Raw genomic sequence first — 23,132 nt, 5'->3', positions numbered from 1 at the left:
CATTACTTTTGGTCAGGCGCAGAGGTCGGCTGGACGACGCTCGGGGTCGCAGGTTCTGGTGCGACGGTCGGCTGCGGTGCAGCGGCAGGCGACGAGGCAGCAGTTGATTGACTTGAGCCAGTGACGTCGGTCGAAGCCGCCGGAGTCGTCGAGGACTTCGCGGAATCGTCCGACTTCATCTCCTTCTTGAAGATGTTGATCGCTTGGCCTGCGCCCTTTGCGAGCTGCGGCAACTTCGTGGCGCCAAAAACGAGCAGCACAATAATGAGGATGATCCACCAGTGTGATGCCGCGTTTCCAAAAAAACCGCCCATGACGTAACTACGCTCCCCTGTCAACAACTTCGAGGTCAGTAACGACCTTCCCTTGTAGTCTAGCGGGTCGACTTCGCAGGATTACAGGCCCTCATCCTCATATGGGCGCTTCGCACGGCGGAGCCAGGCGAGCATCGTCTCTCGAACCGAGCTCGGTGCGACGATGTGCGCCTCGCCAGCAAGGCCCGCAACCGCTCTGATCAGTGAATCGGGGTTCGCAACTTTCACGAACAGACGGACTTTGCCATCTTCCCGCCTGATGGAATCGTGGGCGTAGTCGGCGAGCATCGCCGCAGCCGCGGGTGAGGCTTCGACCTCGATGATCGTCTCAGCGCCATCGTCAGAGAACATGCGCGCGCCAGGGTGGAGCTCGCGCGCCTCCTCCGGAAACGCAGTCGCGGTCGCGCGCGTCGCAACACAACGGTCGAGCCGGAAGGAGCGTTCCGCACCGCGATCGAGGTCCCAGGCGCGAATAAAGGCTTCGCCATCGGTGATCTCGAGGAGCACCGGTGCGATCGTGCGTTCTTCGGTCGCGCTTCCGGGTTTGCGGTAATCGAGCGAAACCACGACGTGTCGTTCGATCGCGTCGCGGATCGAGGCGGCAATCGCGTCGTTGCGACTCGGGCCAACGACCACTCGCTCCTGCTCGCTCCCGGCAACGACACGCAATTTGTCTTGGAGACCGCGAAGGGTCGCGAGGTCGCCGCTGTGCACGGTTGCGAGCAGTTCGAGTCCGGCGATGAGCGCTGCGGCTTCTCGAGGGGCGAGCCGAGGATTCGACTCGAGCCCGACGCTGTTCGTGAGCTGCAGAGAGTCGTTCAGCTCGAGATCGTCGTAGTCGATGCCGAACATGTCATAGGGCATCACGAAGCCCTGCGCATCGGGGATTCCCGCAAGACCGATGAGATTGACAGCGGTCCGCATCCGCGCTGGCGTCACGCCGAAGTGTGCGGCGGCTTCCTCGACACTGACCCGGCCGACCTCATTGAGGTATGGCACGAGCGCAATGAGCAGTGCGACGGTGTGCTCTGCGCCGCGTTCCGACTTGGTGCTCACGAATGCTCCTCCTCGGTCGAGCTCGGTTCCGAGTGCAGGGCGATCAGCCGGTCGAGCCGATCGGCAACCAGGTTGCGAATGCGCTCGGGGGCCTGAACGACAACGTCGGGCCCGAAGCTCACGAGCTCTTCCGCGACGACGTGACCGTCGGAATGGTGAATCGTGATGGTCTCGCCGTCGACGAACGAGTCTGCGCGTTTGGCAAGCCGGATCTCGGCGTCGCTTCCCGGAGCAACACAGATCGTCACGGTCGCCGCTTCCCAAATCTCGGTGAGCTTTTGCAGTGCCTGCGCTGCCGCCCCAGGGGGCACCTCGAACGCTGCCTTCTTCGTGCTGACATCGCTCACGACGCGGCGGAGCAGGAAGGTTCGCGGGGCGTCCGCTTCGACGTCGCGACCGTGCAGCATCCAGCGATTGTTGAACAGCAGCAGTGCCCACGGCTCCACCGTGCGCAAGCGGGAAGCGCTCTCGCCCGGCTTCAAGTACGAGAACTGCACGCGCTGACCGCGGTGGAGTGCGCGCTTCACCGCGTCGAAGGCGCTCTCGGTCGCCCGTTGCCGAGGCAGGACGCCCATGAACTCGTCAGCCCGGAAATCGGGATCCGCGCGGAGCTTCAGTGTTGCGAGTTGCGATTCCTCGCTCAGCCCGCCATCACGCCAGACGAGACCCGCAACTGCAAGGAGTCGCTTTTCCTCGTCGGAGAAGCTGACCTCACGAGGGTGCGCGAGTTTCGCATCGGAGATCCGGTACCGACTCTCCTGGTTGTTCTCAGGCTCGAGAGGCGAATCAATGACTTCGAGCGGAATGCCTGCCGCTCGCAGGTCGTCCTTGTCGCGCTCGAACTGTCGCTCGACTGCGGCATTGTCGCCGTGCGGTGTGTACTTCTCGGCGTATCCCGGAACGCGAGAAAGGATCTCGTGCTTCGTGATCCCGCTCCGCGTATTCGCGAGGGCGAGCACGAGCGCAAATTGTCGTTCCTCCGCGCTCGGTCCGGCCAAGTTCTACTCGATTCCGAGAACGTCGATCACGAATACGAGATTGGCGCCGGCTGGAATCGCGCCGGGACGAGTCGCAGGATCGCTGTAGCCGTATTCCTCAGGGATCGAGACGAGGATCTGGCTGCCGACCTCTGCGCCGACGACCGCCTGGTAGAAGCCATCGATCAGAGAGCCCTCAACGAGCGGGAACGTTGCAGGCTGGCCTGACTCCCATGAGGAATCAAACACCGTCTGGGTCTCCCAGATGACTCCCGTGTACTGCAGCACGACGTTGTCGCCCGCTGCAACGGTCTCGCCGTCACCCTTGAGGATCGTTGCGATCGTGAGGTCTTCCGGAGCAGCGCTGCTCGGGAACGTCAATCCGGGCTGACCGTTCTCTGCACGCGCGACGGAGGGCATGCCGTCAACCTGCGGCTGCGGACGACCGGTCGCGGAGCCGGGCCAAACCTTCGTGACGTCGAGTACGAGGACTGCGGAGTCCTGCGGCTTCGTGTCTGGGCGCTGAGCGGTGAACCCTTCGCCGAAGACGTCGCCGATGGTCGTCGTGTACACGATTCGCGCACCGGGGCCCGAGCATTCGAGCACCTCGCCGACCGGGCCGTCTCCACCGACCTGCAGTCGAATCTGCTGCGCTTCTCCGCCGACGGTCTCGTTCTGGTGGCTCGACTGCACAAGTTCACCGGTCTTGCCGAGGTACACGGTCAAGTAGGCATCGACATAGTCGTACTCGTTCGCAGGTTCGCTCGGACCTTCCAGGAAGGTGACCTGCGGGTCGGAGGACACGAGCGGTGCCTCGAACTCCGCGGTGACGGCCTCGCCGAACTCGGTTTCAACGGAAACAGAATTCGAGGCGTCGCCTGGCGCGATCGAAGGGGTGCAACCGTCGAACGATTGCACCGTGGTGCTTGGTGAACAAGCGCTCAGTGCAAGTACGGTACCGGCAGCAAGCAGAATGGCAATAGGAGCGCGCAAGTGAAGCCTCTTTTATTCCTCGTGGTCGCCGATCATTCTATCGGCCTGCAGCTTTGCATCTCGCGCCGCGCGGCGGAGTCGCTTATCGCTCGAGGAACGCTCCCCGAGTGAACCCGGTGTCCACAGCTCGACATCCTCATCGCCATACTCCGATTTCGAAGTTCGACGACGCGGTGCCGGGAGCACTGCGCCGTCTGCGAGGCGACGCGCGGTCATCAGGAATCCGGTGTGCGCAACCATGCGGTGGTCCGGACGGACTGCGAGGCCCTCGACGTGCCACCCGCGCACGAGCGTTTCGCTCGAGAGCGGTGCGGTGAATTTTCCTGATGCGCGGAACGCTTCGACGGTACGCGAGAGCTGCGTGACCGTCGCGATGTAGCAGAGCACGAGTCCGCCAGGAGTCAGCGCCTCGGCGGTCTCTTCGACGCACTCCCAGGGAGCGAGCATGTCGAGCAAGACTCGGTCGACTGAGCCGGGCTCGGTGACGCGCGGGAGTTCGTCTTGCAGGTCGCCGAGTGTCAGCGTCCAGTTCTCCGGGTTTTCCCCGAGGAATCCTCGAACGTTTGCCGCGGCGACTTCACCGAACTCTTCTCGCCGCTCGAACGAGAACAGTTCACCACTGCCGGCGAGAGCACGGAGGAGCCACAGCGAAAGCGCGCCGCTTCCCACACCTGCCTCGACAACGCGAAGTCCGGGCTGGATGTCCGCGAACGCCAAAATGTGTGAGGCGTCCTTCGGGTAGATGATCGCTGCGCCGCGTGGCATCGACATCACGTAATCACGAAGGTGCGGACGAAGCGCAAGGAACTGCTCGGATCCGGCGGCGAGCACCGAGCCCTCGTCGAGACCGACGATCGCCTCGTGCGCGAGAGTTCCGCGATGAGTGTGGAACACGCCACCCTCTCGGAGGATGATCGTGTGGAGCTTGTTCTTCTGGCTGGTGAGCTGCACTGCATCACCGAGGGTGAAGGGGCCGCGCCGAGCGTTCATCGGCTGACCACCTCGAGGCCGCGGAGGTCCTCTGCGGTCTTGCCCGCGAGGGTGTCCCAGGGAATGATTCCTGGCTCTACAGAAACGTCGACGTGGTGCGGGATGCCGATCGTGCGCATTCCTGCCGCCTTCGCACTCCGCGCACCGGGGAACGAGTCCTCGACGGCGATGCAGTCGCCAGGGGTCACACCGAGCATCGAAGCAGCAAGCAAGTAGGGTGCGGGGTCCGGCTTGCCGGCCTCGACCATGTCGCCGGTCACGCGAACTTCGAAGGGGCTGCTGCCGAGCAATTTTGTGAGCGATTCTTCGATGACGTCAGCAATCGGTCCTGTCGACATGGTGACGAGCCCCATCGGAATTCCGGCGTCTCGAACAGATTGCAGCATTTCGAGCGCTCCAGGGCGGAACGGCAACTCTTCGCGCAGGCGTGAGATCACCTCTCCCGTGAGCCGCTCGACGATCTGGTCGGCGGTCATATCGTGCACACCGCGCTCAATGAAGTATCGACCCGAGAACCAGAGGTCGACTCCGACGAGCTTCGTGAAGTCTTCTTCGGTCCACTCGATGCCGTACTCGGCTGCAAGCGCAAACTCAGAGATGTGCCAGTAGGGTTCACTGTCGATAAGGGTGCCGTCGAGATCCCAAAATACGGCCGCAGGCATAGTCACCCTTCAATCGTACGGGGAACTCCGGGCGTGAAGGTCCAGGGGCGTAGGCTAGTCAGATGCCAAAGGATGAACAGCGATGACCGCGGGGAGCCTCGACGGACGGGTCATGGTGATCGCTTTCGAGGGATGGACCGACGCCGGCGAGGCCGCGAGTCAGACCGCAAAACGTTTGGTGCAGGCCTTCGATCTCGAAGCCTTCGACGCCATCGAGCCCGATGACTTCATCGATTTCTCTGTCTCTCGACCAATAATTTCAACGGGTGAGGACGGCAAACGTGCGCTCGCCTGGCCCAGTGCGCTCGCGTATGCCCCGACTCGCCCGAGCATACGAACGCAGATCGCGAGCGATGCCGGGATCCCCGTTTCAACCGGGGCCGAGGGTGAACTCTTCGTACTCACCGGCCCGGAGCCGAATCGCAATTGGCCCCTGTTCGTCGAAAACGTGATCGAAATCGCCCAGACGTGCGAGGTCGATACGATCGTGCTCCTCGGCGCGATGCTCGCCGACGTTCCGCACACTCGGCCGATCGCAACGAGCGTGACGAGCGAAAACGAAGAGCTTCGCACGAAGTTGGAAGTGAGTCGGAGTACCTACACGGGTCCGGTCGGAATCTTGACCGTCATCGGTTTGGCCGCTGAAGAAGTCGGGATCTCGACGGTCAACGTTTGGGCCAGCGTGCCGCTGTACGTGCATGCCGGTCATGTGCCCAAGGCGACCGTCGCGCTCATCGATGCGCTCAGTGAAGTCAGTGACCTCGTCGTACCGCTCGAAGAACTTCCCGAACTTGCGAGCGAATGGGAGCGGAACGTCAACGAATTGGCGGATCGAGACGATGACATGCGGGCCTACATCGGTCACCTCGAACAGCAGCGTGATGCCGTGGACTCCCCCGCGGCAAGCGGTGAGGCGCTCGCACACGAGTTCGAGAAGTTCTTGTTCGAAGCGAGTGAGCCTGAAGAGAAGCCTGCTGCGACCGACGAATCGGCGAGTGAAGCCGACTCCGAAACAAAAGCTGCGGACGCGCCTTCTGTAGACGAGCCCTCCGCAGATGAGCAGTTGTCGGACGAGCAGCCGTCGGACGAACTTTCGGACGCCGAGCCTACGGACGCCGAGTCTTCGGACACCGAGCCTGCGGACAGCGAGCCATCAGACGAGGATCAGCCCGGCACGCATTCGGCGTAACAGACCAGCAACAACGAAGGCGGGACGCTCACTCGGTGAACGCCCCGCCTTCGTTCGTGCTCACGACACTACGAGTCTGACTGGAAGGGTTCCAGACGAACTCCCAGTAAGGCGTCGATCGCCGAGAGCGAGACCTCATCGACGGGGACGCGAGCGATGTGACGATCCACGGCCTGCAGGGCAGCCGGAGTGTTCAAGTCGTCTTGCAGAACGAGTCGAAGCCAGTCGAGCACGGTGTCTGAGCGAGAGGGGTCCTCGATCTCGAGCTTTGCCCACTCGCTCCAGCGGTCGAGCCGTTCGTTCGCGGTTCGCAGCACTTCGTCCGTCCACTCCCAGTCTTCCCGGTAGTGGTGAGCAAGGATCGCAAGCCTGATCGCTGCGGGGCGTACGCCAGCCTGGAGCAACTCACTGACGCGAACGAGGTTGCCCTTCGACTTCGACATCTTCTCGCCCTCGAAGCCAACCATGCCGCTGTTGGACCGAATGCGAGCGAACTGACTCCCGGTGAGCGCTTCGGCGTGCTGTGCCGTGAACTCATGGTGCGGGAACACGAGGTCACTGCCTCCCCCGCTCACGGTGATTGGAGCGTCCAGCGCACCGAGTGCGATCACTGCACATTCGATGTGCCAGCCCGGACGGCCATCGCCGAGCACGGTGGTCCACTGCGGTTCGCCATCGCGAGCAGCTCGCCAAAGGAGCGGGTCGAGCGGATCGCGCTTTCCAGACCGTTGCGGATCGCCACCGCGTTCTGCGCTGAACTCTTCCATCTCCGATTCGCTCGTACGGCTCTGCACCCCAAGGGTCCAGCCGGGGACGGCCCGGGCGTCAGCGTAAATGTCGTCGAATGAAGAATCGTCAGTCGTGACCGAGTACGCGAGCCCCTTGTCGAGCAGCGTCTTCACGGCGTCAGCGGCCTCTGTGATCCGTTCGGTCACGGCGATCCACGAGTCTGGCGCACGAACACGCAGTGCCTGCATGTCGTCACGGAACAGCGCGTGCTGACTCGCCGCGAGTTCCTGCCAGTCAATATCGTCGCGAGCAGCGCGTTCGAGCAGCGGGTCATCGACGTCGGTCGAATTCTGAGCCGTCGAGACCTGCAGATTCGCATCAAGCCACACTCGAGTGAGCGTGTCGTACGCGAGGTAGGTATTCGCGTGGCCGATGTGGGTCGCGTCATAGGGCGTGATGCCACAGACATACAGGCGAGCGCTGTCCCCATCGGCGGCGGCGCGGAGCTCGCCCGAACTCTGGTCGAACAGTTGCGGAATTGGTCCCGTGCCCGGTAGCTCCGGAATTTCCGGCGAATCCCAAGCGATCACGGCTGGATCCATCCGAACGACAGAGCGATGAGCAAAATACCTCCGAGAGCGATGCGGTAAACGACGAACGGCATGAACGAGTGGGTCTGGATCCAGCGCATCAAGAACCGGACCACTGCGAGTCCGACGACGAACGCGAGCACGGTCGCGACGAGTGTCTCGGGGAAGCCGTAGCCGCCAGCCCCTGGCTCACGAATCGCGTGGACGAGTTCGTACAGCCCGCTTCCGAATACCGCCGGAATCGCAAGCAGAAAGCCGTATTTCGCGGCGGCCGGACGCGTGTAACCGAGTGCGAGGCCCATGCTCGTTGTCGCGCCGGATCGTGACACGCCTGGCACGAGGGCGAGTGCCTGCGCGACACCGATCAGGAGCCCGTCGCGGTAGCCGAGCTGTCGCAGCTCATGCACTCGCTTCCCGAGTCGGTCGCACAGACCGAGGATGACACCGAAGACGACCAGGACGATTGCGACGATCCATAGGCTCCGGAACTCGGATCGAATGATGTCCTGCAACAAGAATCCTGCGACGGCGATCGGAATCGAGCCGAGGATCACGAGCCAGCCCATTCGGACATCGGCGTCGTAGTCGAGTGCGAGTTCAGAGCCGCGCGGCCGACGACGCGACCACTGCGAGAACCATCGACCGATGATCCGGGTGATGTCTCCCCAGAAGTAGACGATGACCGCGAGCTCCGTGCCTATTTGGGTGATCGCGGTGAAGGTTGCGCCCGGGTCGTCTGCTCCGGGAAGGAACAGCGCGGTGATCCGCAGGTGCGCGCTCGACGAAATCGGAAGGAACTCGGTGAGTCCCTGGATGATGCCGAGGAACGCGGCTTCGAGGAAGTCCATCAGTACAAAAGCCTCAATACTGCTTCAAGAGATCCGTGAGGACCTCTGTGCCGAATTCGAGCGATTCCAGCGGAACGCGCTCATCAACACCATGGAACATCGCAGCAAAATCGAGCTCGGGTGGGAGCTGAAGCGGAGCAAATCCGTAGCCCTTGATGCCGAGTTCAGACAGCGCCTTGTTGTCAGTGCCGCCCGAAAGCATATACGGCAGAACCGGAGCGCCCGGGTCGTGTTGCTGGAGCGCCGAAATCATCGCCTCGACGAGTTCTCCTTCGAACGGCTGCTCGAGGCCGACATCCTGAGTGACGATCTCGATCTCGATCTCGTCCCCGACGATCTCCTGGATCGTTGCGAGTGTCTCCGACTCACGGCCCGGCAGCGGCCGCACATCGATGCGGGCCTCGGCGACATCGGGGATCACATTGTGCTTGTATCCCGCATCGAGCTGTGTCGGATTCGCGGTCGTGCGGAGTGTCGCGCGAATGAACCGTGATGCGCTGCCGATCGAAGTCGCGACGTCGTCTGCGCTCACTGAAGCGTCGGCACCGGTGATGGCACGGATCTCTTCGATCAGGCGCTCGGTGGTATCGGTCAAGACCACAGGGAACTCGTGTTCGCCGAGCGCGACCACTGCTCTGGCGAGCTTGGTGAGCGCGTTGTCGCGCATGACCTGCGAGCCGTGTGCTGCGGTGCCGCGCGCGCGGAGCTTCATCCAGATAAGGGCCTTCTCCGCAGTCTGCAGGAGGTAGCTCCGTTGGCCGGCGAACGTCACGGAGTAGCCTCCGACCTCGCTGATGGCCTCCGTGGCACCCGCGAACACTTCTGGATGCTTTGTGACAAGGAAGTGCGAACCGTACTTTCCACCGTTTTCTTCATCTGCAAAGAAGACGACGATGAGTCCTCGTCGAGGACGGACGCCCTCGGCGTGCATCCGCTGGAGAGCGACGAGCATCATCGCGCACATGTTCTTCATATCCACTGCACCGCGGCCCCAGAGCATCCCGTCTCGGACCTCACCGCCAAATGGGTCGACACTCCAGTTCGCTGCGTCAGCGGGAACCACATCGAGATGCCCATGTACGACGAGCTTCGGAAGAGTTTCGTCGGAACCCGGAACATCGACGACGACCGTGACACGCCCGGGAGCTGATTCGAAGGTGCGTGGAACGAGGTCGAGATCGCGAAGAATATTGACGACATACTCGGCTGCGTCTGCTTCACCGTTTGACTTGCCTTCGCCCCAGTTGGTCGTGTCGAAGCGAATGAGATCCCGCGCAATTCGAGCGGTTGGACCGAGTTCGAGTGGCTGTTGCGTCATGGCTCTACGCTAGCGGTGCAAAGCGGCCCCCGAATGTCGTGCTAGAGTCATTCCTCGGCCGGACAGTTCGTTTTTCAACTGCAACTGATCGTCCAAACATCCAGTCCGGATGGCGGAATTGGTAGACGCGCTAGCTTGAGGTGCTAGTGACCGTATTAGGTCGTGGGGGTTCAAGTCCCCCTTCGGACACAAGTAGGCCCGGGGCAACCCGGGCCTTTTTTGTTGCCTGCGAGGCTCCGGAGTTGGCTGCCTTCGCTGCCGACAATCGTGGTGATCCCGATTCGTGAAAAAAACCATGGCGCTGCTCGTGAACGGCGATCACAATGGACACAACGAAGTCCCGCGGTCGCATCGCCTCGATCAGAAGCGCAGCCCGCCCATAGTGAGCCCGATGTAAAGCGAAGTCGTATGCAAGTCCCAAAGGCGCTCAGCCCATTGCTGTCGCACGATTACCGAATACTCGCCGCTGCAATGGTCGCGTCGCTGTTCGGCGCAGGCATGTGGGCGGTCGGCATTGTGTACCAGGTCATGGAACTTGGAGGCACCGAGGTCGATCTGTCGTTCGTTGCGACGGCGACGGCGCTCGGACTCGTCGTCTTCGCGCTCGTCGGAGGGGTCGCAGCCGACCGAATCCCGAAGCGCTGGATTCTGATCGCGGTCGAAGCCGCGAACACGCTCGCCGTCGGATTCACGGTGACGATGCACGCCGTGAACCTGCTGCAGATCTGGCACCTGGCGCTCACCGGTTTCATTCTCGGTGCCTCGGCGGCGTTCTTCTTTCCTGCGTACTCGGCAATCCTTCCGCGAATTTTGCCCCGGAGCGGCTGCTTGCAGCGAATGGTCTCGAGGGGATGCTTCGGCCGGTGCTGCAGCAGGCAACGGGTCCTGCCGTCGCGGGGCTGTTGATCGGTGCATTTTTTCCTGCGGTTGTGCTGCAGGGCATCGTCGCCTGCCATCTCATCGCGTTCTTCACCATGCTGCGATTGTCGAAGCAGATCGATGCGGCTGATCCGGCGCTCGAGCCACCGTTGCCAAGCAGCGTCTGGGCAGACCTTGCCGAGGGTGTCCGGTTCACGATCAAGACCCCGTGGCTGTTTGCAACCCTGCTCTGGGCTGTCTGCATCGTGTTTCTGTTCGTCGGTCCCTTTGAAGTCCTGACCCCGTTCATCATGCGAGACGAGCTCGGACTCGGCGCAGAGTCGTTCGGACTGCTCCTTGCGATCTTCGGCGCAGGGAGTGCCATCGGCTCACTCTTCATGGCGTCCGTTTCGCTCCCGCGGCGCTATCTCTCCGTCATGGTTGCGGCCTGGGGCTTCACCATGGCTCCGCTGGCATGGTTTGGGTTCGCGAGTCACTTTTGGGAACTCGCGGTGATCGGCTTCATCGTTGGTGCCGGGGGCGGAATCGGTCAGGTGATCTGGGGAACGTTGTTGCAGCGACGCGTGCCTCTCCGAATGCTCGGACGAATATCGAGTCTCGACTTCTTCGTCTCCCTCGCGCTGATGCCGATCTCCATGGCGCTTGCCGGGCCGCTCTCAACCGTGGTCGACAACAACGTGATCTTCTTGGTCATTGGGATCGCAACGCCCGTGATCTCGGTCATCGCGTGGCTCGCGGCGCGGATGTGGGAGGACGAGATCGCGCACCCGCTCGACACGGCCGTCGCTTAATCACCCAGATCTGGTCGCTTTCTTTCAAGGCGGAGCTGTGAGGCTGGCTTGACTGCCCCACTCCCGAAGCGCTCGTGGACCTGGTCCATGATGCGCTCTGTCGATTCCCACTCCTCGTCTCCGCCCCAGAGGAGGAGCGCATCGCTGCGTTCTTGCACGTTGGAGGCCTGCACCCCCAGCAGGCGAACCGGTGGAATCTCACCGAGCTGTTCGAGCAGACCAACGGCCGCCTCCGCGATCGTACGCGTCACGGAGGTCGAATCACTCAGGGTGCGAGAGCGCGTGATCGTTCGGAAATCCTGGAAGCGCACCCGCAGAGTGATCGTGCGCGCCGTCACTCCGTGCGCACGAAGCCGACGCCCCACTCCCCCGGCAAGTCGCATGATCTCGCTGACGAGCGAGGCGTGATCGGTGATGTCGCGACCGAAGGTGTGATCATGGCCGTAGCTTTTCTCTGCGGCGCGCGGTGCCACTTCGCGAAAGTCACGGCCCCAGGCAAGCGCGTGCAGCTTTGGCCCGCCGACGGGACCAAGCCAGGAGGTCAGGGTGGACAGCGGAGTGTTCGCGAGATCGCCGACCGTGTGGAGGCCGTACGATCGAAGTTTCTCTTCGGTCTTTCCGCCAACTCCCCAGAGGGCGGTGATCGCCTGCGGGTGGAGAAACTCGAGCACGGTCTCGGCAGGGACGACGAGCAGGCCGTTCGGCTTTGCGCGGCCCGAAGCGAGCTTCGCGATGAACTTGGTCGAGGAGGCACCAATCGAGGCTCTGAGGCCCGTTTCCGCTTCGATGCGGGCACGAAGTTTCGGTCCGAGCGTGTTCGCGCCTCCGAAGATCCGGCGAACAGACGCGATGTCGAGGAAGGCCTCGTCGATCCCGAGACGTTCGACGTCGGGAGTGAAGTCGTCGATGATCGACATCACCTGCGCGGAGAGGCGCTGATACAACGCGAAGTCGGGTTCCACGATGATCGCGTGCGGGCAAAGCTGCTTCGCTCGCGCCATCGGCATCGCGGAGTTCACGCCGAATTTTCGAGCTTCGTAGGTGGCTGCGGTGACGACGGATCGAGAGGAGTCGTGCCCGATGACGACCGGACGGCCGTGTAACTCAGGTCGTGTGAGTAATGAGGCGGAGGCGAAAAAGGCGTCGAGGTCGATATGCAGAATGCTCGCGGTCGAGTCATCGACGTCCGGCCCGGAGACGAGTCGATTTGAACCGTCCTGTTTACTCACGACACCATCGTGACACGAACCGCCGACACCCGTGCCGTGCCGAAATCCCCTTTCGGTGCGATGATTACCCCATGCAACACCCGTGGACCCGTTATGTCGCTATTGGAGATTCGTTCACCGAGGGTGTCGGTGATCCAGAGCCATCGCTTCCGAACGGATGGCGAGGGTGGCCCGATCGAGTTGCAGAAGAACTTGCCAAGTCGTCCCCTGGGTTTGCGTACGCGAATCTCGCGATCCGTGGGCGGTTACTCGGACAGATCATGGACGAGCAGATTGATGCCGCGCTCGAATTCGAACCCGACCTCGTGTCGATTTCGGGTGGTGGGAACGATCTGCTGCGACCCGGCGGTGACCCTGACCGAGTGGCAGAGCAATTCGAGACCGCGATCGAACGGCTCTCGAGTCGAGGCGCCACCGTCGTGATGTTCAATGGTCCGGACATTGATGGCACACCCGTCCTGCGCCGGATCAGAGGTCGAGTCGGAATCTACAACAGCAACCTCAACTCCCTCGCGCACCGTCACGACGCCGTGGTCGTCGACATGTGGGGCGCGAAGGAACTCCAAGCGAAACCGATGTGGTCCAACGACCGTCTGCACTTCTCGGCGCTCGGCCATCACACGATCGCGCGGCTTGTCCTGGACGCGCTCGGCGTCGAGCACTCGCTGCGCCCGATGAAACCCGAGCCCCTGCCTGCGCAATCCTGGACGAACGCGCGCACCGACGACATCGTCTGGGCTCGTGAGCACCTCGTGCCCTGGGTGGTCCGGCGGATCCGCGGTCGCTCTTCGGGCGACACTGTCAGCCCCAGAATTCCTGCGCCGGCTCCATACCCGACGGTGATCTCCGGAACCGATATGCCACCGGAGGAAGAGGCGCAACCGAACACTCCGGGCGAGCGAGCTGATCGTGGCGATGCTTCGGGCTCCTGAGCAGCACTGAACGCTGACGGAGTTACTGGCGCTGCCAGGACTCGAAGAGTTCGACCGGGTGGGTGAACTTCCACCAGTAGTCGGGGCCGATAAACATGCCGTTCCATTCCAATTGCACGGTGTGCTCGAGGGATCCGGTTCGCACGAGCGCCTCACCCGCGTTCGTGCCCGTCCGGGTCTTCGTCACTGCCGGAAGGTCCACTTCGACGCTCGTCTCGACGGACCCCCAGAAATCGGCCGACACCGCATTCGCGGTCACGACGCTCGCAGAGCGGCCCCAAGGAGCCTCGACATTTGCAACCGCAGTCCCGCGCGGCAGGATCTCCTCGGTGCGGATGTTCGGTCCGATACTCGCAAGGAGGGTTCTCGTCGCCTCGTTACGAGCATCGACACTGACGTGTCCGAGCACGACGACGATGATCCGGTAGGTCGTCCCGTTGTGCTGGTAGTTCGCACTCGCGAGGAGGTTTCGACCGGAGATGAACAGGTTCCCGGTCTTGATTCCGGTGATGCCGTCGACGCCGAGCAAACTGTTCGAATTCCCGACCCAGCCGATACCGGGAACGTCGATCCTAGTGAGCGCGACGGTTTTCCGAATCTCAGCATTGTCCATCGCGAGCTCGCCAATTCGAGCGAGTTCAGAGGCCGTGGCGATGTTGTCGGCGCTGAGGCCGTTCGCATCCGCCAGCACGATCGATTCGAACCCGTGGTCACTGAGCCACTGTTTGCTTGCGTCGAGGAATTGATCGATGGAACCGAATGCCCAGATCGCGAGGGAGTCGGCGGCGTTTCCTGCTGAATGCACCAGGGCCCACTCCAGCAGATCCCGCTGCGAAACCGTGCGCCCAACCGCGGCCGAGAAATAGTTGCTCTGCTGCTGCAGCATCGTGCTCATCGAGGCGACATCGGCCTCGCCGAGTACGATGCGTTCTCCATCGCTGTCTGCCGACAGCGGTTTCGCGTCGAGGACGACGAGCGCCGTGATGACCTTGGTGATGCTCGCGATCGGAACCGGATCGCTCGCACCGCTTGCCCCGACAGCCCCATCGAGCCCGACGACTCGGAACGCGGCGGCCGATCCCGTCGTGGGCCAGGCGATCGTGGGTTCTTCACCCGAAACGACCTGCACAGGTTCCGGCGCCACTGCCGTCGCTGGCATCTCCCACAGCGCGACGAGGGCGGCGTACAGAATTGGAATGATCAGCAAGACCGCGAGCAGGATACGACCGAGAACGACCCACCAAGGCGCTTTGCGCTGACTGTTCGCAGTGACTGCTCGACCGCCGACGGTCGATGCCGAGTGCGTCACTGTGCACCTCCTGAACTCGTGGTCGGCGCGCGCAACGCCCACAGTGCCACTGCACTCGCGGCTGCGACATTGAGGGAATCGACGCCGTGCATCATCGGGATCTCGACCGTGATGTCCGAGGCTCGCAACGCGGCCGCAGAGAGCCCGTGGCCTTCGCTGCCCAGGACGATCGCGAGTTTGGCTGGGGCGTTGGCGGCAAGCTCGTCCAGTGTGATCGACTCCTGACCGAGCGCGAGCGCGGCAATCGAGAACCCCTGCTCATGGAGGGTCGGTGCGAACTCGCGCAGTGAACGGATCTTGGTCCATGGCACCTGCAGCACGGTTCCCATGCTCACGCGCACGCTCCGACGGTAGAGCGGGTCGGCAGTCGAGTCGGTGACGAGCACGAGGTCGGCGCCGAGCCCCGCGACACTCCGAAACACCGCCCCGACGTTCGTGTGGTCGACGAGGCCGTCGAGAATCACGATCCGACGAGCCTCGTCGAGGAGGGTTGCCGGATCTGCCAGCACGGGCCGGTGCATTGCAGCGAGTGCACCTCGGTGCAGATGAAAGCCGGTCAGGGATTCAAGGGTTGATTCATCACCGAGAAATACAGGTACGTCATAGTCGCGCAGGAGCGGCTCGATCTGCGGGAGCCATTTCTCGGTCAACAGCACGCTTCGTGGCTGATGACCGCGCTGGAGCGCCCGTTCGAGGACGGTGGAGGACTCTGCGATGTACAGCCCCTCTGCTGGCTCCTGCACGCGTCGGAGCGCGACATCGGTCAACGCGACGTAATCCCGAAGCCTCGGATCGTCGAGTCGGGTGATGGGCTCAATATGCATGGTTGACCTTTCGCGACCGCGCCCGCGGCGTGCGCACCTCAAGGGTGCCAGCGAATCTAGACTGAACAGGTGCGAGACACGGATCTATCGATACTTCGGAACCGCAAGATAGCGGTACTCAGTGGCGCGGGTATCAGCACCGATTCCGGGATTCCCGATTATCGAGGTGCCGGAGCGCCCCCGAGAAATCCGATGCTCTTCGACCAGTTCGTTTCGAGCGAGGCAGCTCGACGTCGGTACTGGGCTGGAAGCCATCTCGGGTGGAAGCGGTTCACGAGTGTGCGGCCCAACGACGGTCATCGTGCAGTTGCTGCGCTCGAACGCGCTGGCTTCGTCCGAGGCGTGGTCACTCAAAATGTCGACGATCTCCACGAGCAGGCCGGGAGTAAGCGCGTCGTGCACGTGCACGGTTCAATGGCGAGCGTTTCGTGCCTCCAGTGCAAGACCAAATTCCCGCGAACGATCATTGCCACGAAGATCGCCGCGCTCAACCCGTGGATCGAGGTCCCGGAGGAAGTGCATCTGCAGCCCGACGGCGACGTCGACATTGCAGAGCACGGAGACTTCGCCATTCCCGAATGCCCCGTCTGCGGCGGAATGCTGAAGCCAGACGTCGTCTTTTTCGGTGAGTTCGTGCCCGAGGACGTGTTCGCTGCCGGTCGCGTTCTGATGGAAGAAGCCGAGGTCGTCCTGGTCGCCGGTTCCTCGCTTGTCGTGAACAGCGGAACGCGCCTGCTCGAAGTCGCACGACGACGCGCGATCCCGATCGTCATCATCAACCGAGGTGTGACGAAATGGGACGCTCGTGCTGCCCTCAAGATCGATGCCGGTACCAGCGAGACCCTGCAGGCTATTGCCTCGGGTCTCGGTGTCGACGGTGCCGTTCGATGACAGATTCGTACACGCCGATGATGCGCTCGGTTCGGGTGCTCTGAAGAAATTTTCCGGCGGCGCCCGCTGACGCGCTCTGGCGTCGCCCGGGCGCTTGGGCCTCGGCATCTCGTAAGACGGCTGCAAGTGCTTCTACTGAATCGTCGCGCACCGCCCAGAATGTTCCCTCCGGGAGCTCTCCAGCGATCGCAGGGTCGCAAACGATCACCTTGGTTCCGAGACAGATTGCCTCGGAGACGGTCATGCCTTGCGTTTCGAACCCGATCGATGTCTGTACGAGCACGTCGGAACGGGCGATGTTCCGAAGATTCTCTTCGTACGCAACAATGCCGAGAAATGAAACGTTCGTAAGACCGTGACGTTCGACGAAGTCCTCAGCCTGTTTCCGTTCGGCACCCGTGCCAACGAGGTCGATCCGAGCTGAGACACCGGATTCGCGCACGGCCTGCAAGAACGGCAGCAACCGCTTTTCTGCGCTCATTCGTCCGATCCAGATCATTCTGGTCGGCGCAGAGGGATCACGGTTCTGAAGCGGGATGTCGCGGATGCTGTCGTCGTCGACGCCCGTGCCGATGACATGGAGCTCTGATCGAACGTCATGGTCGCGAAGCGTCGCGGCGAAATGGTTCGTCGGGGCGATGACGGTGTCTGCGGCATGTGCGAGCCCGCGGAGATAGTCCCAGGCGGTCGTTCCGCCGAACCCCTTGCCGAGCATTGCGCGCTGCCACACCCCCAGGGCACGCGCGACGAGTTTTGGCGCCGGCATCGTGGCGGCGATGCCGACATCGAGACGGTTGTGCAAGGTGGTGACCAAGGGAAGGCCTCGACTTCGCGCGAATTTCGTGCCGAGCAGACCTGCCCAGAAATCACCCTGCACGTGCACAATATCGACGGGCTCCCGTGTTGCGAGTTCGCGATCGAGTGCCTCACGGGCTGCTCGACCAGGCCAGAACATCGAATACTCGCCATCCTTGGAAACCCGGATCGAAGCGAGATCGATCGTGTCGGCGTCCGCCTCATGCTCGCGGTGACGACGCGGCGAAACAATCGTCACACGGTGTCCTGCCCGCTCGAGGAACTTGCGTTGCAGGCGCAGCGAAACCTGTGCTCCGCCGAGCGAAAGCGGATGTTGATCCGAAAAGAAGAGCACGTGCACGGACTGACTACCCCTTCAACCAGGCGCGGATGGTCGCTGCGGCCTCGCGCGGGCGTTCGTAGTGAATCAGATGCCCCACATCATGGACGACGCTCAGTGCTGCGTCGGGGAAGAGCGTCTCGAGGACTCGTTGCTTCTTCAAGGGAGTGATGTCGTCGTTCTCCGCGGCGATCAGGAGCGTGCGTTGTGCAATCGCCGGGGCGAACTGCGCGACTGTGTTCCGAATTGACGTGTCGAATGCTCCAAGAACGCTCTCACGACTGGCGAACTTCGAGAAATACTCATCGTGCTGGGCATGGATCCAACGCCGAGTCGATCGATCCTTCGTATGCGCCATCACAATGCTCATCGCTCGTACGATCGGCGGCGCCGACAGCACTGCTCCCCCAGCCCGATCAGGAAGGCTCGCTGCAAGTTTGTAGTAGCCGAGCGCGATTTTCGAGAGCACCGCCTTTGGGCCCTCAAGTGCTGGCGCTCCGATTGGATTCACCAGAACCAGCTGTTCGCTGGCAAGGCCAGCAGATGCTGCTGCGGCCACCACGATGGATCCGAAGGAGTGACCCAGCACGATCGCGCCTGGGGCGACCTCGTTCACGAATTCCACGAGCCACGACCCGTAGCTCGATGCGCTCAGGTCATTGAGCGGTTGCGATTCCCCGAAACCAGGCAGGTCGGGCACGATGATCCGGTATTCGGGCAACTGCGCGACGATCGGCAGGAGACCGTGGTGATCACCTCGGAAGCCATGAACGAACACAAACGCTCGGCCTTCGGGGTCTCCGAACTCCCACCAGTGAGTCTGCGCCCCAGCGATAGTGCGCTGTGCAGCGACGTGGTGCTGCAGCGCATCGAGCTCTGGATAGGGAGATTGCGAGGGCATTCGATCAGCCTAAACCGTGAGACTGTGCACGAACGATGCGGCTCGCGTGCGGCATGAACACTGTCGGTGTTCGTGGATAGGCTGAAGACATGACTGCGGCTTGGACTTCTCGAATTGCTGTGTTTGATCTCGAAACGACGGGCGTTGATCCACACGAGGCGAGGATTGTCACTGCCTTTATCGGAATCCTGAACGGCGCCGGTGAAGTCATCGAGCAGTGGTCCTGGCTTGCGAATCCCGGCGTTGAAATTCCTGCGGCTGCGAGTGCGATCCACGGGGTCACCACCGAACGCGCAATTGCAGAAGGGGTGCCGGCTGCAGGCGTCGTCACAGCGATCGTGTCGACGCTTCGTGATCTCCTGCAACAGGGCATCCCGGTGTGCGCCTACAACGCCGCATACGATTTTTCGGTGCTCTCAAGGGAGAGCGCCCGACACTCGATCGAAAAGCTTGATCCGGCCGTGCCGGTGATCGATCCGCTCGTGATCGACAAAGCGCTCGATCGGTACCGCCGTGGCAAGCGAACGCTCGAGGTGTCCTGCGCAACCTACGGCGTGACGCTCGAGGGCGCACACGATGCGGCTGCCGACGCTATTGCAGCGGGGAGATTGGCGCAGGCGATCGCTGCGAAGTTCTCCAAGGAACTCGACATTTCACTTGCAGAGCTGCACGCGCAGCAAGAGCGCTGGGCGACCCAGCAGGCAGAGAGCTTCGCCGATTGGATGCGCACGACGAAGGACCACACCTTCCAGCCTGAACTCGGGTGGCCTGTGCGCGAGATCCATCAGTAGGCATCGCGCGGCGCGGCGTTCGACCTCGCGATCACCGACTCCACGGCTGCTCATGTCGCGCAACAAAAAAGGACGACCCGAGAGGGTCGTCCTTTTTCTTTTGGCCTGAATTATCCGCCGAAGCCCTTGTAGCGGTTCTTGAACTTCTCGACGCGACCGGCCGAGTCCATGATGCGCTGCTTTCCCGTGTAGAACGGGTGCGATGCGCTGGAGATTTCAACGTCGAGAACCGGGTAGGTGGTTCCATCGAGTTCGATGGTCTTTTCGCTCTTGAGCGTCGAACGAGTCAGGAAGGTCTCGCCGGACGCGAGATCGCGGAACACGATGTCCTTGTACTCGGGGTGGAGGTCGGTCTTCATGGGAGTCCTTCTTCAGGCCAGAATGTACGGAAGTCATTGCTCAGCGACAAACGCCGCGAGCCAAACATCAATGCTAGCACGGGATCACTCGTGATCCGCAATAGCGTTCGACCGCGTGTCTACGGCGCCGAGACGCCCCGAGCGGAGAACCGGCCGTCTCGTTCTTCAATAGCGAGTGGCCGTCCGAACGCTGCACTGAGATTTTCGCTCGTCAAGGTTGCATGGAGCGGTCCAGCAGCAGAGATGCCACCGTCGGAGAGCAGCAGCACGTGCGTGAACCCCGGCGGAATTTCTTCGACGTGGTGGGTCACCATGACGATCGAGGGCGCGTCGGGATCAGCAGCGAGCGCTGAAAGCGACTCGAGCAGTGCCTCGCGGGCTCCGAGGTCGAGACTTCCTGCGGGCTCGTCGAAGAGCAGAAGTTCAGGATCTGTCATCACCGCGCGAGCGATCTGCACCCGCTTCTGCTCACCGTCGCTGAGCGTTCCGAAGGTTCGGTCGGCAAGCGTCTGGAGGTTCCACTGCTCGATCACGGAGTCCGCGCGCAGTTCATCGATGTTGTCGTAGCGCTCACGCCAACGTCCAGTGACCGCGTATGCGGCGGTCAAGATCACGTTGCGAACGGTTTCGTTCGACGGGATTCGGCGCCCCAGCGCGGTCGATGCGACTCCGATTCGAGGACGGAGCTCGAAGATGTCGGTCGTGCCGAGCCGTTCGCCAAGGATCGTGACTGCGCCACGTGTGGGATGCGCTGCTGCACCCGCGAGGTTCAGGAGCGTCGACTTTCCTGCACCATTTGGCCCAAGGATGACCCATCGCTCGCTCTCGTCAACCGAGAGTGAAACTCCACGAAGAATGCTTTTACCGGAACGGTCGACGTCGACCCCGTCGAACTCGAGAACTTTGGCCATTCCTTCAGCGTACCGATCCTGCTTGGTCCTCGCGTGCAGACACGAGCGACTCGTAGACACTGAGGGTCTCTCGGGCAATGCTCTCCCATGAGAATTTCGTCCTCGCACGTTCTCGGCCGGCCTCCCCCATTACCCGGGCGCGCGCAGGGTCGGCAAGCAGGGAGATCATCGCGTTTGCCAGATCTGCCACAAACGTTTCTGGGTCGTTCGGCACTCCGGTCCCGTCGTCTGCCTGATCGATCGGCACGAGGATCCCGGTCACCCCGTCGTCGATGACTTCGGGAATACCTCCGGTTGCCGTCCCGACGACCGGGGCACCGCAGGCCATCGCTTCGAGGTTCACGATTCCGAGCGGTTCGTAGATGCTCGGGCAGACGAAGAGCGTCGCGTGACTGAGCAGTACCGCGAGGTCCTCCTGCGGGAGCACCGTGTCGATCCAGATGACGCCGTCTCGTTCTGCCTGCAATTGCGCGACGAGTTCTTGCACTTCGGAGAGCAACTCGATCGTGTCCGGAGCACCCGCGCAGAGCACGAGCTGGACTTCAGGCGGCAACAGTCGAGCCGCGCGCAGGAGATACGGCAGCCCTTTCTGGCGGGTGATCCTTCCGAGGAAGACCACCGCGGGACGCTCGGGATCGAGGCCGAAACTGCGCGCACGCTCGGGGTTCTCGGTTCGATTCCAACGATCGAGATCAATGCCGTTGTAGATCGTGTGCACCTTCGCAGGATCGAGCGCGGGATAGCAGCGGAGAATGTCCGCGCGCATGCCATCACTGACCGCGATGACCGCGTCTGCGCTCTCGTACGCGCGCCGTTCGATGTCGGACGACACGGCATAGCCGCCGCCGAGCTGCTCGGCCTTCCATGGGCGCAAGGGCTCGAGGCTGTGAGCGGTGACGACGTGGGGAATTCCGTGCAACTGCTGCGCGAGCATGCCGGCGGCGTTGGCGTACCAGGTGTGGGAGTGGACGAGCGAGGCGCCAGACACGTCGTTCGCGATCTGCAGATCGATCGCGAGCGTCTGCAGCGCAGCGTTGGCGTTGGCGAGTTCGGCGGGCACATCGTAGGCATTCACACCGTCTTCTGCTCGCTCTTCACCGAAGCATCGGACTCGCACGTCGACGAGCTCACGGAGCGAACGTACGAGCTCCGTCGCGTGCACACCCGCTCCACCGTAAATCGCTGGCGGATATTCTTTCGTCACTAAATCGATTCGCACACTGCTGAGCGTAGTGCAGCCCTGTTTTCCCAGGAAGGGAGGGCTTAGGCTTACGACCATGGCTCAGAAAGTATTTGGCATTGTTCTCGCGGGTGGCGAAGGAAAGCGCCTCATGCCCTTGACCGCGGACCGCGCAAAGCCGGCAGTGCCCTTCGGCGGGGTCTATCGGCTCATCGACTTCGCCCTGTCGAACCTGGTGAACTCGGGACTCCGACAGATGGTCGTTCTGACTCAGTACAAGTCGCACAGTCTCGACCGCCATGTCTCGCAGGTGTGGCGCCTCGACACCATGCTCAATCAGTACATCGCCTCGGTGCCGGCGCAGCAGCGGCTCGGGAAGCACTGGTTCCAGGGCTCCGGCGATGCGATCCTGCAGAGCTTGAACCTCATTACCGACGAGCGCCCAGACATTGTCGTCGTGGTCGGCGCAGACCACGTCTACCGCATGGACTTCAGCGACATGATCGAGGCGCACATCAAGTCGGGTGCACGCGCCACGATCGCAGGCATTCGTCAGCCGATCGAACTCGCTGACCAGTTCGGCGTGATCCAGACCGAGAGCGGCACGACGCGGATCACCGAGTTCCTCGAGAAACCGGCGAACCCGACCGCGCTCCCGGACTCGCCGAACGAGATTCTCGCTTCGATGGGCAACTACGTGTTCAACACTGACGCGCTGATCGAAGCCGTCGTCGCCGACGGCGACCTCGGAACCTCGAACCACGACATGGGCGGCGACATCGTTCCATGGTTCGTAGAGCGCGGCGAAGCGCATTACTACGATCTGCAGTCGAACTCGGTACCCGGGGCTACTGACCGCGATAAGTATTACTGGCGTGATGTCGGAACGATCGACTCCTTCTTCGACGCGCATCAAGATCTCATTTCTGCGCTCCCGATCTTCAACCTCTACAACCGTCAGTGGCCGCTGTACACGCAGCAGCTGAACTCGCCGCCCGCGAAATTCACCCGAAGCGCGAACGGGGCGACCGCGAACGTCGTTGACTCGATCGTCTCTCCTGGCTGTGTCGTGCAGGGAGCGACCGTGCACCGCAGTGTCATCGGCCCGTGGACGAACATCGACTCGGGGGCGAGCGTCACTGACTCGGTGGTGTTCGACAACGGTCGGATCCACGAGGGTGCCGTCGTGCAGCGTGCGATTCTCGACAAGAACTGCGTCATCGGAGCCGGCGTCAGCATCGGCGTCGATCCGAACCATGATCGGGCTCGCGGGCTGACCGTGACCGATTCGGGCATTACCGTTCTGGCGAAAGACGAGCAGGTTCTCTCCTAGT

22 protein-coding genes, 1 tRNA gene and 1 pseudogene are annotated in these 23,132 nt (G+C 62.3%); 7 read left to right on the top strand and 17 right to left on the bottom strand.

Going from position 1 to position 23,132, the window contains the following annotated elements:
• Positions 1 to 2: 2 nt before the first annotated feature.
• The 6 genes from U2H20_RS02975 to U2H20_RS02950 all read right to left on the bottom strand — a co-directional run bounded on the left by U2H20_RS02975 (position 3) and on the right by U2H20_RS02950 (position 4,992).
• Positions 3 to 314 (bottom strand): twin-arginine translocase TatA/TatE family subunit, encoded by a 312-nt coding sequence (locus U2H20_RS02975; protein ID WP_430593015.1) that lies wholly within the window; start codon positions 312 to 314, stop codon positions 3 to 5.
• 81 nt (positions 315 to 395) lie between these two features.
• Positions 396 to 1,370, bottom strand: coding sequence for a helix-turn-helix transcriptional regulator (locus U2H20_RS02970; protein WP_430593014.1), 975 nt, complete (start codon positions 1,368 to 1,370; stop codon positions 396 to 398).
• Positions 1,367 to 2,368: a helix-turn-helix transcriptional regulator gene (locus U2H20_RS02965; protein WP_430593013.1), complete on the bottom strand. Its 1,002-nt coding sequence runs from the start codon at positions 2,366 to 2,368 to the stop codon at positions 1,367 to 1,369. The genes U2H20_RS02970 and U2H20_RS02965 overlap by 4 nt, the downstream gene beginning before the upstream one ends.
• A 3-nt stretch (positions 2,369 to 2,371) precedes the next feature.
• Positions 2,372 to 3,340: an FKBP-type peptidyl-prolyl cis-trans isomerase gene (locus tag U2H20_RS02960; RefSeq protein WP_430593012.1), complete on the bottom strand. Its 969-nt coding sequence runs from the start codon at positions 3,338 to 3,340 to the stop codon at positions 2,372 to 2,374.
• Between the two features lie 12 nt (positions 3,341 to 3,352).
• On the bottom strand, positions 3,353 to 4,330 hold the full coding sequence (locus U2H20_RS02955; protein ID WP_430593011.1) for a tRNA (adenine-N1)-methyltransferase: 978 nt from the start codon (positions 4,328 to 4,330) through the stop codon (positions 3,353 to 3,355).
• The gene (locus U2H20_RS02950) at positions 4,327 to 4,992 is read right to left on the bottom strand and encodes an HAD family hydrolase (protein ID WP_430593583.1); all 666 of its coding nucleotides are present in this window, start codon (positions 4,990 to 4,992) and stop codon (positions 4,327 to 4,329) included. Before U2H20_RS02950 ends, U2H20_RS02955 begins: the two co-directional genes overlap by 4 nt.
• An 82-nt stretch (positions 4,993 to 5,074) precedes the next feature.
• On the opposite strand from U2H20_RS02950, the gene U2H20_RS02945 reads away from it, so the two are divergent.
• Positions 5,075 to 6,181, top strand: a complete 1,107-nt coding sequence (locus U2H20_RS02945) for a PAC2 family protein (RefSeq protein WP_430593010.1) — start codon at positions 5,075 to 5,077, stop codon at positions 6,179 to 6,181.
• Between the two features lie 68 nt (positions 6,182 to 6,249).
• On the opposite strand, the gene mshC is transcribed toward U2H20_RS02945, so the two are convergent.
• From mshC to U2H20_RS02930, 3 genes are read right to left on the bottom strand one after another with little or no spacing between them, the layout of a single operon-like run.
• Complete coding sequence (gene mshC, locus U2H20_RS02940) at positions 6,250 to 7,500, bottom strand: cysteine--1-D-myo-inosityl 2-amino-2-deoxy-alpha-D-glucopyranoside ligase (protein WP_430593009.1); 1,251 nt, start codon at positions 7,498 to 7,500, stop codon at positions 6,250 to 6,252.
• Positions 7,497 to 8,348 (bottom strand): undecaprenyl-diphosphate phosphatase, encoded by an 852-nt coding sequence (locus U2H20_RS02935; protein WP_430593008.1) that lies wholly within the window; start codon positions 8,346 to 8,348, stop codon positions 7,497 to 7,499. The genes mshC and U2H20_RS02935 overlap by 4 nt, the downstream gene beginning before the upstream one ends.
• Before the next feature lie 13 nt (positions 8,349 to 8,361).
• Positions 8,362 to 9,666 carry a M20/M25/M40 family metallo-hydrolase gene (locus U2H20_RS02930; RefSeq protein WP_430593007.1) on the bottom strand — a complete coding sequence of 435 codons (1,305 nt, stop codon included), beginning with the start codon at positions 9,664 to 9,666 and terminating at the stop codon, positions 8,362 to 8,364.
• A 103-nt stretch (positions 9,667 to 9,769) separates the two neighbouring features.
• Between U2H20_RS02930 and U2H20_RS02925 the strand changes: the two genes are divergently transcribed.
• Both U2H20_RS02925 and U2H20_RS02920 read left to right on the top strand, forming a co-directional pair.
• Positions 9,770 to 9,855 (top strand) — tRNA-Leu (locus tag U2H20_RS02925).
• A 245-nt stretch (positions 9,856 to 10,100) separates the two neighbouring features.
• Positions 10,101 to 11,336: pseudogene (locus U2H20_RS02920) on the top strand (MFS transporter); the annotation flags it as partial.
• Here the strand turns inward: U2H20_RS02920 and dinB are convergent.
• Positions 11,333 to 12,565, bottom strand: coding sequence for a DNA polymerase IV (gene dinB, locus U2H20_RS02915; protein WP_430593006.1), 1,233 nt, complete (start codon positions 12,563 to 12,565; stop codon positions 11,333 to 11,335). The pseudogene U2H20_RS02920 and the gene dinB overlap by 4 nt on opposite strands.
• Positions 12,566 to 12,636: 71 nt before the next feature.
• Here dinB and U2H20_RS02910 point away from each other — a divergent pair, with 71 nt between their 5' ends.
• Positions 12,637 to 13,497: an SGNH/GDSL hydrolase family protein gene (locus U2H20_RS02910; RefSeq protein WP_430593005.1), complete on the top strand. Its 861-nt coding sequence runs from the start codon at positions 12,637 to 12,639 to the stop codon at positions 13,495 to 13,497.
• Between the two features lie 22 nt (positions 13,498 to 13,519).
• Here U2H20_RS02910 and U2H20_RS02905 read toward each other — a convergent pair whose 3' ends face one another.
• Positions 13,520 to 14,806 carry a D-alanyl-D-alanine carboxypeptidase family protein gene (locus U2H20_RS02905; protein WP_430593004.1) on the bottom strand — a complete coding sequence of 429 codons (1,287 nt, stop codon included), beginning with the start codon at positions 14,804 to 14,806 and terminating at the stop codon, positions 13,520 to 13,522.
• Positions 14,803 to 15,630 (bottom strand): TrmH family RNA methyltransferase, encoded by an 828-nt coding sequence (locus tag U2H20_RS02900; RefSeq protein ID WP_430593003.1) that lies wholly within the window; start codon positions 15,628 to 15,630, stop codon positions 14,803 to 14,805. The genes U2H20_RS02905 and U2H20_RS02900 overlap by 4 nt, the downstream gene beginning before the upstream one ends.
• Before the next feature lie 69 nt (positions 15,631 to 15,699).
• Here U2H20_RS02900 and U2H20_RS02895 point away from each other — a divergent pair, with 69 nt between their 5' ends.
• Complete coding sequence (locus U2H20_RS02895; protein WP_430593002.1) at positions 15,700 to 16,521, top strand: Sir2 family NAD-dependent protein deacetylase; 822 nt, start codon at positions 15,700 to 15,702, stop codon at positions 16,519 to 16,521.
• On the opposite strand, the gene U2H20_RS02890 is transcribed toward U2H20_RS02895, so the two are convergent.
• Entirely contained in the window at positions 16,481 to 17,671 is a 1,191-nt protein-coding gene (locus tag U2H20_RS02890) for a glycosyltransferase (protein ID WP_430593582.1), read from the bottom strand. The two genes, U2H20_RS02895 and U2H20_RS02890, sit on opposite strands and share 41 nt — an antisense overlap.
• Before the next feature lie 13 nt (positions 17,672 to 17,684).
• Positions 17,685 to 18,557 carry an alpha/beta fold hydrolase gene (locus tag U2H20_RS02885; RefSeq protein ID WP_430593001.1) on the bottom strand — a complete coding sequence of 291 codons (873 nt, stop codon included), beginning with the start codon at positions 18,555 to 18,557 and terminating at the stop codon, positions 17,685 to 17,687.
• A gap of 89 nt (positions 18,558 to 18,646) precedes the next feature.
• Between U2H20_RS02885 and U2H20_RS02880 the strand changes: the two genes are divergently transcribed.
• Positions 18,647 to 19,348: an exonuclease domain-containing protein gene (locus tag U2H20_RS02880; protein ID WP_430593000.1), complete on the top strand. Its 702-nt coding sequence runs from the start codon at positions 18,647 to 18,649 to the stop codon at positions 19,346 to 19,348.
• 110 nt (positions 19,349 to 19,458) lie between these two features.
• Here U2H20_RS02880 and U2H20_RS02875 read toward each other — a convergent pair whose 3' ends face one another.
• The 3 genes from U2H20_RS02875 to glgA form a co-directional block, all read right to left on the bottom strand.
• The gene (locus tag U2H20_RS02875; RefSeq protein ID WP_430592999.1) at positions 19,459 to 19,707 is read right to left on the bottom strand and encodes a type B 50S ribosomal protein L31; all 249 of its coding nucleotides are present in this window, start codon (positions 19,705 to 19,707) and stop codon (positions 19,459 to 19,461) included.
• A 119-nt stretch (positions 19,708 to 19,826) separates the two neighbouring features.
• Positions 19,827 to 20,618, bottom strand: a complete 792-nt coding sequence (locus U2H20_RS02870; protein WP_430592998.1) for an ABC transporter ATP-binding protein — start codon at positions 20,616 to 20,618, stop codon at positions 19,827 to 19,829.
• Positions 20,619 to 20,622: 4 nt separating this feature from the next.
• Complete coding sequence (glgA, locus tag U2H20_RS02865) at positions 20,623 to 21,837, bottom strand: glycogen synthase (RefSeq protein ID WP_430592997.1); 1,215 nt, start codon at positions 21,835 to 21,837, stop codon at positions 20,623 to 20,625.
• 58 nt (positions 21,838 to 21,895) lie between these two features.
• On the opposite strand from glgA, the gene glgC reads away from it, so the two are divergent.
• On the top strand, positions 21,896 to 23,131 hold the full coding sequence (gene glgC / locus U2H20_RS02860) for a glucose-1-phosphate adenylyltransferase (protein WP_430592996.1): 1,236 nt from the start codon (positions 21,896 to 21,898) through the stop codon (positions 23,129 to 23,131).
• The last annotated feature ends 1 nt before the right edge of the window (position 23,132 follow it).

It is taken from the genome of Humidisolicoccus flavus (genome assembly GCF_045689595.1).
GTDB classification, from domain to species: domain Bacteria; phylum Actinomycetota; class Actinomycetes; order Actinomycetales; family Microbacteriaceae; genus Humidisolicoccus; species Humidisolicoccus flavus.
The sequence above is the reverse complement of the archived record's forward strand: the minus strand, read 5'-3'. Positions and strand labels throughout refer to the sequence as shown.